General features: G+C 64.9%; 16 protein-coding genes. 9 read left to right on the top strand and 7 right to left on the bottom strand.

Going from position 1 to position 16,253, the window contains the following annotated elements; genetic code table 11:
• Window positions 1-71: 71 nt before the first annotated feature.
• Both HW090_RS05385 and HW090_RS05380 read right to left on the bottom strand, forming a co-directional pair.
• Window positions 72-932 carry a LysR family transcriptional regulator gene (locus HW090_RS05385; protein WP_179112512.1) on the bottom strand — a complete coding sequence of 287 codons (861 nt, stop codon included), beginning with the start codon at window positions 930-932 and terminating at the stop codon, window positions 72-74.
• Between the two features lie 339 nt (window positions 933-1,271).
• Window positions 1,272-1,586, bottom strand: coding sequence for a c-type cytochrome (locus tag HW090_RS05380; protein WP_179112511.1), 315 nt, complete (start codon window positions 1,584-1,586; stop codon window positions 1,272-1,274).
• 201 nt (window positions 1,587-1,787) lie between these two features.
• Here HW090_RS05380 and HW090_RS05375 point away from each other — a divergent pair, with 201 nt between their 5' ends.
• The 6 genes from HW090_RS05375 (at window position 1,788) to HW090_RS05350 (ending at window position 7,225) form a co-directional block, all read left to right on the top strand.
• Window positions 1,788-2,570, top strand: coding sequence for a CbbQ/NirQ/NorQ/GpvN family protein (locus HW090_RS05375; protein ID WP_179114837.1), 783 nt, complete (start codon window positions 1,788-1,790; stop codon window positions 2,568-2,570).
• Window positions 2,554-3,132 (top strand): cytochrome c oxidase subunit 3, encoded by a 579-nt coding sequence (locus HW090_RS05370; RefSeq protein ID WP_179112510.1) that lies wholly within the window; start codon window positions 2,554-2,556, stop codon window positions 3,130-3,132. The genes HW090_RS05375 and HW090_RS05370 overlap by 17 nt, the downstream gene beginning before the upstream one ends.
• Window positions 3,133-3,137: 5 nt before the next feature.
• Complete coding sequence (locus HW090_RS05365; RefSeq protein ID WP_179112509.1) at window positions 3,138-3,371, top strand: cytochrome C oxidase subunit IV family protein; 234 nt, start codon at window positions 3,138-3,140, stop codon at window positions 3,369-3,371.
• Between the two features lie 67 nt (window positions 3,372-3,438).
• The gene (locus HW090_RS05360; protein WP_179112508.1) at window positions 3,439-3,879 is read left to right on the top strand and encodes a cytochrome c; all 441 of its coding nucleotides are present in this window, start codon (window positions 3,439-3,441) and stop codon (window positions 3,877-3,879) included.
• 3 nt (window positions 3,880-3,882) lie between these two features.
• The gene (locus HW090_RS05355; protein WP_179112507.1) at window positions 3,883-5,289 is read left to right on the top strand and encodes a cbb3-type cytochrome c oxidase subunit I; all 1,407 of its coding nucleotides are present in this window, start codon (window positions 3,883-3,885) and stop codon (window positions 5,287-5,289) included.
• A gap of 94 nt (window positions 5,290-5,383) precedes the next feature.
• Window positions 5,384-7,225 carry a nitric oxide reductase activation protein NorD gene (locus HW090_RS05350; RefSeq protein ID WP_179112506.1) on the top strand — a complete coding sequence of 614 codons (1,842 nt, stop codon included), beginning with the start codon at window positions 5,384-5,386 and terminating at the stop codon, window positions 7,223-7,225.
• 12 nt (window positions 7,226-7,237) lie between these two features.
• Here the strand turns inward: HW090_RS05350 and HW090_RS05345 are convergent, their stop codons facing one another.
• The 3 genes from HW090_RS05345 to HW090_RS05335 all read right to left on the bottom strand — a co-directional run bounded on the left by HW090_RS05345 (window position 7,238) and on the right by HW090_RS05335 (window position 8,907).
• Window positions 7,238-7,420, bottom strand: a complete 183-nt coding sequence (locus HW090_RS05345; RefSeq protein ID WP_179112505.1) for a protein DnrP — start codon at window positions 7,418-7,420, stop codon at window positions 7,238-7,240.
• Between the two features lie 4 nt (window positions 7,421-7,424).
• Window positions 7,425-8,102, bottom strand: coding sequence for a Crp/Fnr family transcriptional regulator (locus HW090_RS05340; RefSeq protein ID WP_179112504.1), 678 nt, complete (start codon window positions 8,100-8,102; stop codon window positions 7,425-7,427).
• Window positions 8,103-8,208: 106 nt separating this feature from the next.
• The gene (locus HW090_RS05335; protein WP_179112503.1) at window positions 8,209-8,907 is read right to left on the bottom strand and encodes a Crp/Fnr family transcriptional regulator; all 699 of its coding nucleotides are present in this window, start codon (window positions 8,905-8,907) and stop codon (window positions 8,209-8,211) included.
• A gap of 218 nt (window positions 8,908-9,125) precedes the next feature.
• Between HW090_RS05335 and nirK the strand changes: the two genes are divergently transcribed.
• From nirK to HW090_RS05320, 3 genes are all read left to right on the top strand, one after another.
• Window positions 9,126-10,166, top strand: a complete 1,041-nt coding sequence (gene nirK / locus HW090_RS05330) for a copper-containing nitrite reductase (RefSeq protein WP_256930787.1) — start codon at window positions 9,126-9,128, stop codon at window positions 10,164-10,166.
• Between the two features lie 10 nt (window positions 10,167-10,176).
• Window positions 10,177-10,899 (top strand): SUMF1/EgtB/PvdO family nonheme iron enzyme, encoded by a 723-nt coding sequence (locus HW090_RS05325; protein ID WP_179112501.1) that lies wholly within the window; start codon window positions 10,177-10,179, stop codon window positions 10,897-10,899.
• A gap of 502 nt (window positions 10,900-11,401) precedes the next feature.
• Window positions 11,402-13,207: a phenylacyl-CoA dehydrogenase gene (locus tag HW090_RS05320; RefSeq protein WP_179112500.1), complete on the top strand. Its 1,806-nt coding sequence runs from the start codon at window positions 11,402-11,404 to the stop codon at window positions 13,205-13,207.
• Between the two features lie 84 nt (window positions 13,208-13,291).
• Here the strand turns inward: HW090_RS05320 and nirD are convergent, their stop codons facing one another.
• Window positions 13,292-13,651 (bottom strand): nitrite reductase small subunit NirD, encoded by a 360-nt coding sequence (gene nirD, locus HW090_RS05315; RefSeq protein WP_179112499.1) that lies wholly within the window; start codon window positions 13,649-13,651, stop codon window positions 13,292-13,294.
• On the bottom strand, window positions 13,648-16,200 hold the full coding sequence (gene nirB / locus HW090_RS05310) for a nitrite reductase large subunit NirB (protein ID WP_179112498.1): 2,553 nt from the start codon (window positions 16,198-16,200) through the stop codon (window positions 13,648-13,650). Before nirB ends, nirD begins: the two co-directional genes overlap by 4 nt.
• Window positions 16,201-16,253: the final 53 nt, after the last annotated feature.

Here is a 16,253-nt window from a genome sequence, read left to right as displayed (position 1 = left end):
CGGCAGAACAGGTCTCAATCCGTACCTCCAGGCTTCGCAAGCCTCGCAGCATCATCGCGCGCTGGTGCTGCTCAGATATCCAGATACCCGCGCGACCATTCGTAGGCCTGCGGGGCGATGTCCCTGAGTGTCTGCAAGGCTTGCTGGCAGGCCGGGCCGGGGCTTTCGCGCAGGTGGACCAGGTAGACCGGGTAGGTGAACTCCGGGGCGCGAGGCACCCGTTCGAGCAGGCCCTGGTCGAGGTAGCGTTGTACGACCCGGGTGCGGAAGTAGCCGTGGCCGCCGTATTGCAGCAGGTACTGCAAGGCCAGTGGGCCGAGGTTGAAGGTCAGTGGGGCGCGGGCATGTTCGGGCAGGGCGGTGTCGTGCTGCTGGCGGAACACCGGCCCCCAGTCGACGTACAGGTAAGGTTGGTGATTGCCGGTACGGGCGACCTGCACCAGTTTTTCCTCCAGCACCTGCTCGACCAGCAGGCCGGGGCGGTATTCGGGCTGGTAGACCAGGGCCGCGTCGAGTAGCCCTCGTTCGAGTCTTTCCTGCAACTCACGGCCTTCGCCGACCTGCGCGTCGATGGCGTGTTCGGGCAGTTGTTGGCGCAGCTGCCGCAGCCAGACCAGCAGCAGCGGGTTGCACAGGCTGGTTTCCGCGCCGAGGCGCAGCACGTCGTCGTAACCCTGCGGCAGTGGCAGGTCGCGTCGGGCGGCTTCCCAGGTCTGTACCAGTTGGCTGGCATAGCGCACGAAACGTTCGCCATCCTCGGTCGGCCGGGCACCCGCACGGTTGCGGATGAACAGACGGCAGCCGAGTTGCGTCTCCAGGCTGCGGATGCGGGCAGTGACCGCGGTCTGGGTCAGGTGCAGGCGCTCCGCGGCAGCGATGAAGCTGCCGCTGCGGACGATTTCCAGAAAGGTGCGGGCGAGGTCGATGTCCATGTGGGCTTCATTGCGGAAAGGTTTCCATGGCCGGCATTCTAAGCCGCATGTCCCGCAAGTGTGAGAACCTGTTCATGATCTGCTGCGCGTCGGCCCTGCTGCGTTAAAAACAGGCTCGGAAAGCCGCTTGCGGCTAACGCACTTCAGTGCGGCCCCAAGGGGGCGAGCAAGGCGAGTCATGCTCATTTACAACCTGTAAACTCCGCTTCCTCGCCCGTTTGATTCGCTAGCGCTCACCCTTCGGGCCAGCCTCCGGCTGTTACTCCCGTTGGTCGTTGCGCCTTGCAGGGCTCTAGCTCGCGAGATCGTGAACAGGTTCTGAGGCCGGCACGTTCTCGATCATTTCAGGCTGAGTATCCACTCGGCCAAGGCCAGTGCTTCCTCGTCATTGACCGGGTTTGGTGGCATCGGCATTGCGCCCCAGATGCCCGAGCTGCCGTTCTTGATATGAGCCGCCAGTGTCTGTGCCGCGCCGTCGACCCCCGCATGTTTCGCCGCGATGTCCTTCAGGGCTGGGCCGACCAGCTTGACCTGGAGGTTGTGGCAAGCGCCACAGGGTTTGCTCTGGAACAGTTCCTCCCCGCTGGCGGCGTGAACGCTGGACATGCCCAGCAGGGCGCTCAGGGCGAACAGCGGTATCAGCATTCTTTTCATGATCATTCCCTCATCGACTGGATGGCTTGCCGTCTGCCTGGCAGCGGCATGCTCTTTATCTGGTTCCGATCATATACAGGGCCATTTGCCTGGCCGCTTGACCGCAATCAAGTCTCCTCCGCGTAGCGCTTGAGGCCTTCCTGGCCAGCCCCTAGCGTGCGATCAGGCAAATGAATACCGCGTGGAGGCGTTATGCAGGCGATGGTCGAGGGGGCGCCTTTCTATCAGGTGCAGGGTGACGAACAGCGTCTGTTCGAGCAGGCCTGGCAGCAGCGCATGCCGGTGCTGATCAAGGGGCCGACCGGCTGCGGCAAGACCCGTTTCGTGCAGCACATGGCGCAGCGCCTGCGCCTGCCGCTGTATACCGTGGCCTGCCATGACGACCTGACCGCCGCCGACCTGGTCGGCCGCCACCTGATCGGCAGTGAGGGCACCTGGTGGCAGGATGGGCCGCTGACGCGCGCCGTGCGTGAAGGGGGCATCTGTTACCTCGACGAAGTGGTCGAGGCGCGGCAGGACACGGTGGTGGTGCTGCACCCGCTGGCCGATGATCGCCGCGAGCTGTACCTGGAACGCACCGGAGAGACCTTGCAGGCGCCTCCCGGCTTCATGCTGGTGGTGTCCTACAATCCCGGCTACCAGAACCTGCTCAAGGGCATGAAGCCAAGCACCCGCCAGCGGTTCGTGGCCTTGCGCTTCGACTATCCCGACGCCGAGCACGAGTGGCCCATCGTCGCCCGCGAAGCCGGCGTGAGCGAGGCGCTGGCGCGGCAACTGGTCGGTCTGGGCCAGGATGTGCGGCGCCTGGAGCAGCACGATCTGCAGGAGGTCGCCTCGACCCGGCTGCTGATCTATGCCGCCCGCCTGATCGGTGCCGGCATGGACGTGCGCAGCGCCTGCCTGGCCTGCCTGGCCGAGCCGCTCTCGGACGATGTGCAGACGGTCGCTGCGCTGATGGAACTGGTCGATGTCCACTTCGGCTGACGAACTGGAGAAACGGCTGCCGGGTGACCTGGCCATGTGGTTCTTCATCCTGGCCGAACTGACGGTCTTCGGCCTGCTGATCATGACCTTCGCCGTCACCCAGCGTGTGTCCGGGTCAGCCTTTGCCACCAGCCGGGCGCTGCTGGATGGTTCCACCGGCCTGGCGCTGACCCTGAGCCTGCTGACCTCGGGCTTCTTCGCGGCCCGTGCGATGCTGCTGGTGCGCCGGGGGTGTGGGCGCGATGCCTGTGGCTGGCTGCTGGCCGCGCTGGCGTGCGGCTGCATCTACGTCGTGCTGAAAGGGCGCGAGTACGCGCACCTGCTCGATGCCGGCCTGGGGCTGGAGTACGACCGCTTCTTCACCCTCTACTGGATTCTCAGTGGCTTCCACTTCCTGCACGTACTGCCCGGCCTGCTGCTGTTCGGCTGGCTGGCGCTGCGCTGCCGCCGAGGCGTCTATGACCGTGGGCGGCACAGTGAGCTGGAGTCCTGCGTGCTCTATTGGCACATGATCGATCTGGTCTGGGTGCTGCTGTTTCCGCTGCTCTATCTGCAAAGGTAAGGACGATGGGCATCCTGTTGTGCTGGGCGGGCCTGCTCCTGCTGTCGCTGTGCAGCCTGGGGCTGGTCGCCGCGCCCGTTCCCCACTGGACCGCGCTGGCATTGGTGGTGCTGGCGCTGGGCAAGGCCTGGCTGATCATCGACGGTTTCATGGAGCTGCGCCCGGTGCGTGGGCCATGGCGTGCGCTGCTGTTGTGCTGGTCGTTGTGCATGGCACTGGCCCTGTTTCTGGCTTCTTGATCGTCATCAAGCGGTTTTGTCCGGGCCGCGCCCGAGAATGGCCCCGCCAAGCCATGAGGACATGACCATGTCGGAAACCTTCACCAAGGGGATGGCCAGAAATATCTACTTCGGAGGAAGCCTGTTCTTCATCCTGGTATTTCTGGCCTTGACCTTCCATACCGAGCAAACCCTGCCCGAACGCACCAATGAGCACTTGATGAACGAGTCGGTGGTGCGCGGCAAGCTGGTCTGGGAGCAGAACAACTGCATCGGCTGCCACACGCTGCTGGGCGAGGGCGCCTACTTCGCGCCGGAGCTGGGCAACGTCTTCCAGCGCCGGGGCGGCGAAGAGCAGTTCAACGGCTTCCTGCACGCCTGGATGGGTGCCCAGCCGCTGAACGTGCCGGGGCGCCGCGCGATGCCGCAATTCAATCTGAGCGAGCGGGAAGTGAACGATCTTGCCGAGTTCCTCAAGTGGACCTCGAAGATCGACACCAACGACTGGCCGCCAAACAGGGAGGGCTGAGAAATGAGTACTGCCAATCCGCACCTTAAATTCGCCTCGCAATCCGTGGCCAAACCTTACTTCGTGTTCGCCCTCATGCTGTTCGTCGGGCAGATCCTGTTCGGCCTGATCATGGGGCTGCAGTACGTGATCGGTGATTTCCTGTTCCCGTTGATCCCGTTCAACGTGGCGCGCATGGTGCACACCAACCTGCTGATCGTCTGGCTGCTGTTCGGCTTCATGGGGGCGGCTTATTACCTGATCCCCGAGGAAGCCGACCGTGAGCTGCACAGCCCGAAACTGGCGATCATCCTGTTCTGGGTGTTCGCCGTGGCCGGCGTGCTGACCATCATCGGCTACCTGGCGGTGCCTTACGCCACCCTCGCCAGGATCACCGGTAACGAGTTGCTGCCGACGATGGGGCGAGAGTTCCTCGAGCAGCCGACCATTACCAAGGCCGGTATCGTGGTGGTGGCCCTGGGCTTCCTCTACAACATCGGCATGACGCTGCTGAAAGGGCGCAAGACCACCGTCAGCGTGGTCATGATGACCGGCCTGATCGGTCTGGCGGTGATGTTCCTGTTCTCCTTCTTCAACCCGGAAAACCTCACCCGCGACAAGTTCTACTGGTGGTGGGTGGTGCATCTGTGGGTGGAAGGCGTGTGGGAACTGATCATGGGTTCGATGCTGGCCTTCGTGCTGATCAAGGTCACTGGAGTCGACCGTGAAGTGATCGAGAAATGGCTCTACGTGATCATCGCCATGGCCCTGATCACCGGCATCATCGGTACCGGGCACCACTACTTCTGGATCGGTGCGCCAGGTGTCTGGCTGTGGCTGGGCTCGGTGTTCTCCGCGCTGGAGCCACTACCGTTCTTCGCCATGGTGCTGTTCGCCTTCAACATGGTGCGCCGCCGTCGTCGTGAACACCCCAACCGGGCCGCTGGTCTGTGGGCGCTGGGTACCACCGTCACAGCCTTCTTCGGCGCCGGCGTGTGGGGCTTCCTGCACACCCTGGCACCGGTCAACTACTACACCCACGGTACGCAACTGACCGCCGCCCACGGCCACCTGGCCTTCTACGGTGCCTACGCGATGATCGTCATGACCATGATCTCCTACGCCATGCCGCGCCTGCGCGGAATTGGTGAAGCGCCGGACGAGCGTGCGCAGCGCATCGAGATCTGGGGCTTCTGGCTGATGACCCTGTCGATGGTGGCGATCACCCTGCTGCTGACCGTCGCCGGCGCCGTGCAGATCTGGCTGCAACGCTGGCCGGCGGATGACGAGGCGATGGCTTTCATGGCCACCATGGACCAACTGGCACCCTACTTCTGGATGCGTCTGGTGGCCGGGGTCGGCTTCGCCATCGGCTTGCTGTGCTACCTGCTGAGCTTCGTCCAGCGCGGGCGTATGGCTAAAGCCGCTTGACCGCGTAGGGTGCGCCGCGCGCACCAATAGGCGATGCGCATCCCCTGTGGTGCGCGCGGCGCACCCTACGTGGTGTCGATCATTGGGAGTGGTCATGACGTTCAGTATCGAGGTCGAGGAGTGGGTAGGCGCTGCCTGGCACCGTTTCATCACGCGCCGTGCCGACCCGGATTTCGGCCACGCACGGGTCGAGCTAGCGCAGATGCAACGCTCACTGGCCTTGCTGTACCACGCACTGGGTGGTGCCAGTGGCGTCCAGCTGGAGGCCGCGCAGCCGCGCGACCTGCTGCTGCGCCGCAGCCTGTTGCAACAGGTCGCCGGCACCTGCCGGCAGATGCCGGTGGCCTGGTGCGATGAGCAGAACCTGCGCTTGCCGCCCAGCCTGGCGGTATTCCCCACCCGCGAATTGAACCGCGAACTGTATCGCTGGCTGGCGATGCTGGCCGCGGTCGCCGATGGCATGCGCCATTGGGGGCGGGACAACCAGCGCTGGGTGCATACATTGCTGCAACGCTATCCGGCGTTGCAGCCACGTTACCGACGGCTGGTCGACGCGCACCTGCGCTTGCGGCCGCCTGTGGAAAGCCTGCCGACGGCGGCGGCGGCCCTGGAGCGCGACCTGCGCCAGGCGTTGCGCGAGCCGGGCAGCATCGAATCTTTCGCCCATGACGAGCAGGCACCCTGGCCTGTGTCGTTATGGCTGTATCCGCCCCAGGGCCAGGCGCGCAATAGCGCCAGCGAGTTGCTGGAGGAGGGCGAGGGCAGCGCCGCCAACCCCAATGGCGGCAAGCGCTCGCTACGCAAGCGTGCCTCGCGCACCGATGACGGCAGTGGCAAGGGTGGGTTGCTGCTGTTCCGCCTGGAGAACCTGTTCAGTTGGTCGGAGCATGTGCAACTGGACCGCTGCAACGATGACAGCGAAGACCTGGACGCCGCCCGCGTCGCCGAGGACCTCGACGAGTTGTCCCTGTCGCGCCAGCGCACGCGCAAGGGCGGTGGGCTGCACCTCGACCTGGACCTGCCGGCGGCGGAACAGGACGACCTGCCGCTGGGTGAAGGCCTGCCGCTGCCGGAGTGGGATTACCGCCTGGGCGCGCTGCGCGAACGTCATGCCTGCGTGCAGATGTTCCACCCGCGAGCCGCCGAGGCGGCGCCCTTGCCGGTGCGACTGGCGCCGGCGGCGAGGCGTCTGCGGCGGCAGTTCGAAGTGCTGCGCAATGACCGCCAGTGGCGACGCCAGCAGCCCCAGGGCAGCGAGACGGACCTGGCCGCCTGGCTGGACTTTCATGTGCAGCGTCGCCAGGGACAGGCGCAGGAAAAAGGCTTGTTCCTCGAACAGCGACGCACGCGCCGGGAGTTGACCTGCCTGCTGCTGGCCGACCTGTCGATGTCCACCGAATCGCACCTGAACGACCAGCAACGGGTCATCGATGTCATCGTCGACAGCCTGCTGCTGTTCGCCGAAGCATTGACGGCGGCGCGCGACGACTTCGCCCTCTACGGTTTTTCCTCGCTGCGGCGCCAGCAGGTGCGCATGCAGGAGCTGAAGGCCTTCGGCCAGGGTTACGACGAGCAGGCGCGCGGGCGCATCCTGGCCTTGCGACCGGGCTACTACACACGCATGGGGGCGGCGATCCGCCAGGCCACCCGCCTGCTCCAGCAGCGCCCGCAACGCCAGCGCCTGTTGTTGCTGGTCACCGATGGCAAGCCCAACGACCTCGACCTCTACGAAGGCCGCTATGGCGTCGAGGACACCCGCGAAGCGGTGCTGGAGGCGCGGCGGGCCGGTGTGTTGCCGTTCTGCATCACCATCGACCAGCAGGCCGGCGACTACCTGCCGTATATGTTCGGCGCCAGCGGCCATGTGCTGATTGAGCGACCACAGGACCTGCCGACCTATCTGCCGCAGCTTTATCGGCAATTGACGGTCGGTTAGTCGCGGGCTGCCCTACCGGGGCAGCCAGACGATCATCACCAGGCAGAACAGCGAGAGTGCGATACAGAACCACAGGAAGCGCCGCTGCCGGCGCTGTTGCGGACGGTGGGTTGGCAGTGGCATGCCGCAGTCGGTGCAGGTGTCGCCCTGTTCGGGTTGCGGACGCTGGCAGTAGAGGCAGGTGCGTGAGGTCATGGTGCTACTCGAACTGTTCCAGGCGCTGCCGGTCGAGGACCTGGATGGTGCGCGACTGCTGCGTGATGATGCCCTCGTCGATCAACCGGCGAATGATGCGGGAAAAGGTTTCCGGCTGGATCGACAGGTGCCCGGCGATCAGTTGTCGGGCCATTGGCAGTTCCAGTTCTTGGCCATCGCCGCGTGCCAGTTGCGTCAGCAGGTAGCGCACTACCCGGTGGGTGGCGTTCTTCAGCGACAGTGTCTCGATCTCGTTGATGCGCTGGTGCAGGCGGATGCACAGCTTGCCGAGCAGGGCGAAGGTCAGCCGCGAGTTGCTTTGCAGCAGGCGCATGTAGGTGGCGTTGGGGAAACGGTACAACTGCGCCGGGCCCAACGCCTGGGACGAGGCCACGTAGTTGGGGGTGTCCATCAGCATCATCGCCTCGGCGAAGGTATGCCGTTCGCCGATGACTTCGAAGACCTTTTCCTGGCCATCCGGGGTCAGGCGATAGATTTTCACTGCGCCGGAGATCACGAAGAAGAACGAATGCGCCGGCTCGCCCTGGAGAAACAGGATGTCGCCCTTGTCCAGGCTGAGCAGTTGGCTGTCGGCGATCAGTTCGTCCAGTTGCTCGTCGGCCAGCGGCTCGAACAGGTGGTGGCTGCGCAGAATCTGGTGGTGAACGCGGTGAAGCACCATGGGGGCATCCTGATTTTCCGGAGTGTGTAGCGATCATGCGCTGGCTGGGCGCTGTGGAGTCTAGCGGTCGGGCACGTTCGCCGTCCTTGATGGGCATCAAGGACGCTCAGTCGCTTTCCTGCCTTTCAGCGTGCCGGGAGAGGCCGGGCAGGTCGAGCAGCACGACATGCTGGCGGCCGAGTTGCAGCAGGCCCTGCTCCTTCCAGGCACTGAGCACGCGGCTGACCGTGTGCAGGGTGGTGCCGGTCATTTCCGCCAGGTCCTGGCGGGACAGCGGGAAGTCGATGCTCACCCCACTGGCGGTGGCGCGCCCCGATTGTTGCGCCAGGCGCAGCAGAGCGTGCGCCACGCGCTGCTCGACCCGCTCGGTGGACAGTTCCTGAATGCGCTGATGGGCCTCCTGCAGGCGTTGCCCGACGGTCTGCACCACATGCCCGGTCAATTGCGCACAGGCCCGGTTGAGGGCTTCCCACTGGGCGGACGGCCAGCGCAGGACGCGGCTGCTCTCCACGGCGATGGACGAGGCCGGGTAGGTGCTGAGGGCCATGGCCTTGGCGATGCCGAACAGTTCGCCGGCGTGCACATAACGCACCACCACGCGTTCGCCGGCGGGCGTCACCTGGAGGGTCTGCAGGTGGCCGCCGAGCAGCAGGAAGAAGTACTGCGCCGGTTCACCCTGGCGGAAGGCATATTCCCCCTTCTCGAAGTGACATTCCTGGGCGTGGCTCAGGGCTTCGTCGAGGGCATCCTCGTCCAGCGCGGCGAACAGCGGCAGGTTTCTGATCAGGTCGCGGTCGGTTGGCATAAGGCTCCGTCGGGCGGATGAGTGGTGGTGCGAATGGACAGACCCTACCGTGTCGGTGCCCCGATGGGGTGTGGCGAGTTGTCGCCCGGGCCCCGTTGTTTGCGCCAGGACAAAGAAGACATCGGCGGATTGTCCTGCAATGGGGGCAACAAACCACAGAAGAGAAGATCGCCATGAACGCTTGCAAACCCTTGTTGGTAGCCGCTGCCCTTGCCCTCATGTTCCCCGCGACGTCCTTGCTGGCCGACACCACCGACGGCTTGCAGAGGGTCAAGGTCGATCTGGTGGCGCCGCCACAAGTGCATGCCCATGAGCAGGCCACCAGCAGCAAACCGAAAGTGGTGCAGTTCCGCATGACCATCGAGGAAAAGAAAATGGTCATCGACAACCAGGGCACCACCCTGCAGGCCATGACTTTCGATGGCTCCATGCCGGGGCCGACCATGGTGGTGCATGAGGGGGACTATGTGGAACTGACGCTGGTCAATCCGGCCAGCAACAGCATGCCGCATAACATCGACTTCCATGCCGCCACCGGGGCGCTGGGGGGCGCCAAGCTGACCCAGGTATCGCCGGGCCAGGAGGCGGTGCTGCGCTTCAAGGCCGACCGTAGCGGCACCTTCGTCTACCACTGCGCACCGGAGGGCATGGTCGCCTGGCACGTCGTCACCGGCATGAGCGGTACGCTCATGGTGCTGCCGCGCGATGGTCTCAAGGACCCTGCCGGCAATGCGCTGAAGTACGACCGTGCCTACACCATTGGCGAGTTCGACCTCTACATACCCAAGGATGCCGATGGCAAGTACAAGGATTATCCGAGCCTGGGCGCCAGCTTCCAGGACACCCGCGATGCGATGCGCACCCTGACGCCGACCCATGTGGTGTTCAACGGCAAGGTCGGCTCGCTGACCGGGGATAACGCTCTGACCGCCAAGGTCGGCGAGACCGTGCTGTTCATCCACTCGCAGGCCAACCGCGATACCCGTCCGCACCTGATCGGCGGGCACGGCGACTGGGTCTGGGAAACCGGCAAGTTCGCCAATGCGCCGGAGAAGAACCTGGAAACCTGGTTCATCCGTGGCGGTTCGGCGGGGGCGGCGCTGTATACCTTCAAGCAGCCGGGCGTCTATGCCTACGTCAACCACAACCTGATCGAGGCGATGGAGCTGGGCGCCGCCGGCCACGTCAAGGTGGAAGGGCAATGGAACGATGACCTGATGAAACAGATCAAGGCGCCGGGCCCGATCACCTCCAAGTAAGGATGCCGTGATGAAAGCGCTGCTGGCAGTTGGCCTGGTGTTGCTCGGGGGCTGTTCCCCGGCATTGGAGATCGACGCTGTCGAGTGGGTGTCCATCGCACCGGGGGCCGTCGAGTACCAGGTGGTGGATGCCAGTGGCGTGCAGACTGAGGTGATTCAACGCGGCTTTTCCATCATGCGTCGCCAGGTCAGTCAGGCCGAGTATGCCGCCTGTGTCGAGGCGCGGGCCTGCCTGCCGCTGGATGGCGCCCTTGGACAGGCGGTAGCCAGCAACCTGCCGGTAGTCGGGGTCAGTTGGCTGGATGCCTGGAGCTATGCACAGTGGCTATCCGAGCGCACCGGCGAGCGCTACCGCTTGCCCGGCTACGGCGAGTGGGTGCTGGCGGCGGCGGAGGCCTTCGTCGACGAACGGCCGCAGGTCTTCGACGATGCACGCGACCCGGCACAGCGCTGGCTGGCCGAGTACGCGCGTGAGGCGGCACGGGAGCCGCTGGACCCGACCTTGCGGGTCTTCGGTGGTCATGGCCGCAACGGCAATGGCCTGCTGGACATGGCGGGCAATGTCTGGGAATGGACGGACACCTGCTCCGGCAATGGCGCCTTCTGCGGTATTCGTATCGCGGCGGGACGGCATCCGAGCGAACTGTCGGATTTTGTCCGCGACCCGATCAGCGGCGCCTGCTCGGTCGGGATTCCGCCCAGCCACCTGGGCTTTCGGCTGGTGCGCGAGTAAGTGGTCGTTCGATTGCGTTTGCGGGCACGTTCGGCGGCGCTACGGCCAGTGCATGGATTCCCGCCTGCGCGGGAATGACGAGTGGTGGGGTAGCTGCCAGCGGTACAGGTACGCCACCGTTCCCTCTATCTCCGTCGTTCCCGCGCAGGCGGGAACCCAGGTGCGCAGGCTCATGGGCAACGAGTTTTTCTCGTAGCCCCCACCGAAGGCGGCTGTGCGGGAGCAACAGGTCGGCTTCTTCTTGGTCATTGCAGCTCCGTAAACACATCCCCATTGCCGGTCACATGCATCCGCGAATTTATCCAGCGGGTAACTTGACATCGTCCAGGGCCAAACGTAAGTTTCAAACAACTGTTTGATGGCGTCGTGGCCACTCATACCATGGATATGTGCAGCGTTCCTCGAACCCTGGGCATACTGAGGGCCGGCGGCAAACAGCTTCTTACAAGAAAGTGACCGGCCCACCTGTCACCTGAACCAGGAACTCACCGAGGTTTACGCTATGCCAGACTACAAGGCCCCCTTGCGCGATATCCGTTTCGTCCGTGATGAACTGCTTGGCTATGACGCGCATTACCAGAGTCTGCCCGGTTGCGAAGAGGCGACCTCGGACATGGTCGATGCGATCCTCGAAGAAGGTGCGAAGTTCTGTGAACAGGTGATCGGCCCGCTGAACCGGGTTGGCGATACCGAAGGCTGTACCTGGAGCGAGTCCGGCGTGAAGACGCCGACCGGTTTCAAGGAGGCCTACCAGCAGTTCGTCGAAGGCGGCTGGCCGAGTCTGGCGCATGACGTGGAGCATGGCGGGCAAGGTCTGCCGGAGTCCCTGGGGATCGCCATCAGCGAGATGATCGGCGGCGCCAACTGGTCCTGGGGCATGTACCCGGGCCTGTCCCATGGTGCGATGAACACCCTGCATGCCCATGGTACGCCGGAGCAGCAGGCCACCTACCTGAGCAAGCTGGTGACCGGAGAGTGGACCGGCACCATGTGCCTGACCGAGTCGCACTGTGGCACCGACCTGGGCCTGCTGCGCACCAAGGCCGAACCCCAGGCCGACGGCAGTTACCGGATCAGCGGCACCAAGATCTTCATTTCCGCGGGTGAACACGACCTGGCCGACAACATCGTGCACATCGTGCTGGCGCGCCTGCCCGATGCCCCGGAAGGGACCAAGGGTATTTCGCTGTTCATCGTGCCGAAGTTCCTGCCCGACGCGGCGGGTGGCATCGGTGAGCGCAACGGTGTGTCCTGCGGTTCGCTGGAACACAAGATGGGCATCCACGGCAACGCCACCTGCGTGATGAACTTCGACGCCGCCACCGGCTTCCTGATCGGCCCGCCGAACAAGGGCCTGAACTGCATGTTCACCTTCATGAACACCGCCCGCCTGGGCACCGCACTGCAAGGGCTGGCGCATGCCGACGTGGCCTTCCAGGGCGCCATCCGCTATGCCCGCGAGCGTCTGCAGATGCGTGCCCTCAGCGGTCCGAAGGCACCGGACAAGGCTGCCGACCCGATCATCGTGCACCCGGACGTGCGGCGCATGCTGCTGACCATCAAGGCCTTCGCCGAGGGCAACCGGGCGCTGCTCTACTACGCGGCCAAGCAGGTCGACATCGTGCAGCACAGCACCGACGAGGAGCAGAAGAAGGCCGCTGATTCGCTGCTGGCCTTCCTCACGCCGATCGCCAAGGCATTCATGACCGAAGTCGGTTTCGAGGCCGCCAACCATGGCGTGCAGGTCTATGGCGGGCATGGTTTCATCGCCGAGTGGGGCATGGAGCAGAACGTGCGCGACAGCCGTATCTCCATGCTCTACGAGGGCACCACCGGCGTGCAGGCGCTGGACCTGCTCGGGCGCAAGGTGCTGATGACCCAGGGCGAGGCGCTCAAGGGCTTCACCAAGGTGGTGCACAAGTTCTGCCAGGCGAACGCCAGCAACGACGCCATCGCGCACCTGGTCGAACCCCTGGCACAACTGAACAAGGAGTGGGGCGAGATCACCCTGAAGGTCGGCATGGCGGCGATGAAGAACCGCGAGGAAGTCGGTGCCGCTTCGGTGGACTACCTGATGTACTCCGGCTATGCCTGCCTGGCCTACTTCTGGGCCGACATGGCGCGCCTGGCGGCAGAGAAACTGGCGGCCGGCACCTCGGAGCCAGGTTTCTACCAGGCCAAGTTGCAGACCGCGCGCTTCTATTACGAACGCATCCTGCCGCGCACCCGCAGCCATGTCGCCGCCATGCTGTCCGGTGCCGACAACCTGCTGGCGCTGGAAGAGGAAAACTTCTCCCTCGGTTACTGAGCAGAGGGTTTTCGCCGCCTGCCAATAGCGGTTATCGAAAGCCAGCCTGACAACGCCGCCAACCCTCGGGTTGGCGGCGTTCGTTTATCCGCCGATCTCGACGATGCCGTCACGCAAGCGTACCGGCCAGACGGGCAGGTGTTGCTCCGGGTATTCCAGGCAACTGCCGTCGCGCAGGCGAAAGTGCTGCTTGTAGAGCGGCGATGCGATCACCAGTTCGCCGCCGAGGTGGCCGACCAGGCCTCGGCCGATGACGTTGGCGCCGGATTTCGGGTCGCGGTTGCCGATGGCGAAGAGCTGCTGCTCGGTGTCCGGCAGGTAGAACAGGGCGACCTGTTCGCCACCGGCCAGGGCGACGATGCCGGAGCCGGCTACAAGGTCGTTGCTGGCGCACAGCGGTTGCCAGGTGGTCTTCAGGTTCAGGGTGGCGCTGGCCTGGCTCATCGTACGGTCTCCTCGGTCGTGGCACGTTCATCGGGGCGGGCCGGACGGCGCTGGCCGCGTTCGCGGACGAAGCGGATATCCGGGTCGCTGCCTTTCTGGTTGACGAAGGTGCGGAAGCGCTTGAGTTTCTCCTCGTCCTTGAGCGCGCCGGCCCACTCGCATTCATAGCGGTCCACCACCCGTTGCATCTGCGCTTCCAGTTCGGTGGCCAGGCCCAGGCTGTCGTCGAGGATCACCGCCTTGAGGTAGTCCAGCCCGCCTTCCAGCGACTCGCGCCAGACCGAGGTGCGTTGCAGCTTGTCGGCGGTGCGGATGTAGAGCATTAGTACGCGGTCGATGATGCGCACTAGGCTCGCGTCGTCGAGGTCGGTGGCGAACAGTTCGGCATGGCGTGGGCGCATGCCGCCGTTGCCGCAGATGTAGAGGTTCCAGCCGTGCTCGGTGGCGATCACTCCGATGTCCTTGCTCTGCGCCTCGGCGCATTCGCGGGTGCAGCCGCTGACCGCGAACTTGATCTTGTGCGGGCCGCGCAGGCCCTTGTAGCGGTTCTCCAGGTGCAGCGCCATGCCGACGCTGTCCTGTACGCCATAGCGACACCAGGTGCTGCCGACGCAGGATTTCACCGTGCGCAGCGACTTGCCGTAGGCGTGGCCGGTCTCGAAACCGGCAGCGATCAGTTCACCCCAGATCTCCGGCAGCTCGTGCAACTGGGCGCCGAACAGGTCGATGCGCTGGCCGCCGGTGATCTTGGTGTAGAGGTCGTATTTCCTGGCCACTTCGCCGATGGCGATCAGCCCTTGCGGGGTAATCTCGCCGCCGGGGATGCGTGGCACCACCGAATAGGTGCCGTTCTTCTGCATGTTGGCCATGAAGGTGTCGTTGGTGTCCTGCAGCGGGATCAGCGCCGGTTCGGTGATCGGGCGGTTCCAGCAGGAGGCGAGGATCGAACCCACCGCCGGCTTGCAGATATCGCAGCCGACCTGGCCCTTGCCGTGGCGTACCAGCAGTTCCTTGAAGCTTTCGATGCCCTCGACGCTGACGAAGTGGTACAGCTCCTGCCGGGTGTGGGCGAAGTGCTCGCACAGGCTCTTGTCCACGGCGACGCCACGGGCGCTCAGTTCGTGTTCGACCACTTGCTTGAGCAGCGCCGCGCAGCCACCGCAGCCGGTGGCGGCCTTGGTGCAGGCCTTGACCCCGGCAACGTCCGTGCAGCCACTGTCGATGGCGGCGCATACCGCGCCCTTGCTGACGTTGTGGCAGGAACAGATGGTGGCGCTGTCCGGCAGGGCGTCGGCACCGAGTGCCGGGGCGCCGCCGCCGGTGGGCATGATCAGGCTGGCCGGGTCGTCCGGCAGGCGGATGCCGTTCTGCGCGTATTGCAGCAAGGTGTCGTAGTAGCTGTTGTCGCCGACCAGTACCGCGCCGAGTACCTGGCTGCCGTCCGCCGACACCACCAGGCGCCGGTAGCTGCCCGTGGCTTCGTCGATATAGCGGTAGCTGCGGGCGCCGGGCAGCGCGCCGTGGGCGTCGCCGATGGAGCCGACATCGACGCCGAGCAGCTTGAGCTTGGTCGACATGTCCGCACCGAGGAAAGGCGCGCCTTCCTGCCCGCACAACTGGGCGGCGACGCTGCGCGCCATCTGGTAGCCGGGGGCGACCAGGCCGAACACGCTGCCGTTCCAGGCCGCACATTCGCCGATGGCATGGATCGCCGGGTCGCTGCTCAGGCAGCGCTCGTCGATGGCCACGCCACCGCGTTCGCCCAGTGCCAGGCCATTGGCACGGGCCAGTGCATCCTGCGGGCGGATGCCGGCGGAGAAGACGATCAGGTCGGTTTCGAGGTGGTCGTCACCGGCAAAGTTCATGCGGTAGCGGTATGTACTGCCCATGCTGATCGACTGGGTGGCCTTGGACAGGTGCACGCCGACGCCGAGGTCTTCGATGCGTCGCTTCAGGGCGTCACCGCCGAAGTTATCCAGTTGGACCGGCATCAGGCGCGGGGCGAATTCCACCACATGGGCTTCCAGCCCGAGGGACTTGAGTGCATTGGCCGCCTCCAGGCCGAGCAGGCCACCCCCGACCACCACGCCACGGCGCTGGCCCTGTGCGGCGGCGCGGATGGCGTCGAGATCGTCAAGGGTGCGGTAGACCAGCCGTGCCTCGCCCTCGGCACCCGCGATGGGCGGTACGAAAGGGTAGGAGCCGGTGGCCAGTACCAGCCTGTCGTAGGCGAAGGCGCCCCGGGCGGTGATCACTTCGCGGCGCTCGCGGTCGATCTCCAGCACTGGCGTACCCAGGTGCAGGGTCAGGCCGGGCTGTCGATAGAGCGCGGCATCGCCCATGGCCAGGGCTTCGCCGTCGCTGCCGTTGAAATACTCCGACAGGTGCACGCGGTCGTAGGCGCGCTGGCGCTCTTCGCCGAAGACGAGGATGCGGTAGCGATCGAGGGCGCCGTTGGCGAGCAGTTGCTCGACACAATGGTGGCCGACCATGCCGTTGCCGACGATGACCAGGCTTGGCAGGTCGTTGGTGTGGGTGTCTGGGTTCATGGGCATCTCCCCGTTCAGGGCCTGATCAGGTTTTCTATGGCGCAAAAAAAAGC

Source organism: Pseudomonas sp. ABC1 (assembly GCF_013395055.1).
Classification (GTDB): domain Bacteria; phylum Pseudomonadota; class Gammaproteobacteria; order Pseudomonadales; family Pseudomonadaceae; genus Stutzerimonas.
The sequence above is the reverse complement of the archived record's forward strand: the minus strand, read 5'-3'. Positions and strand labels throughout refer to the sequence as shown.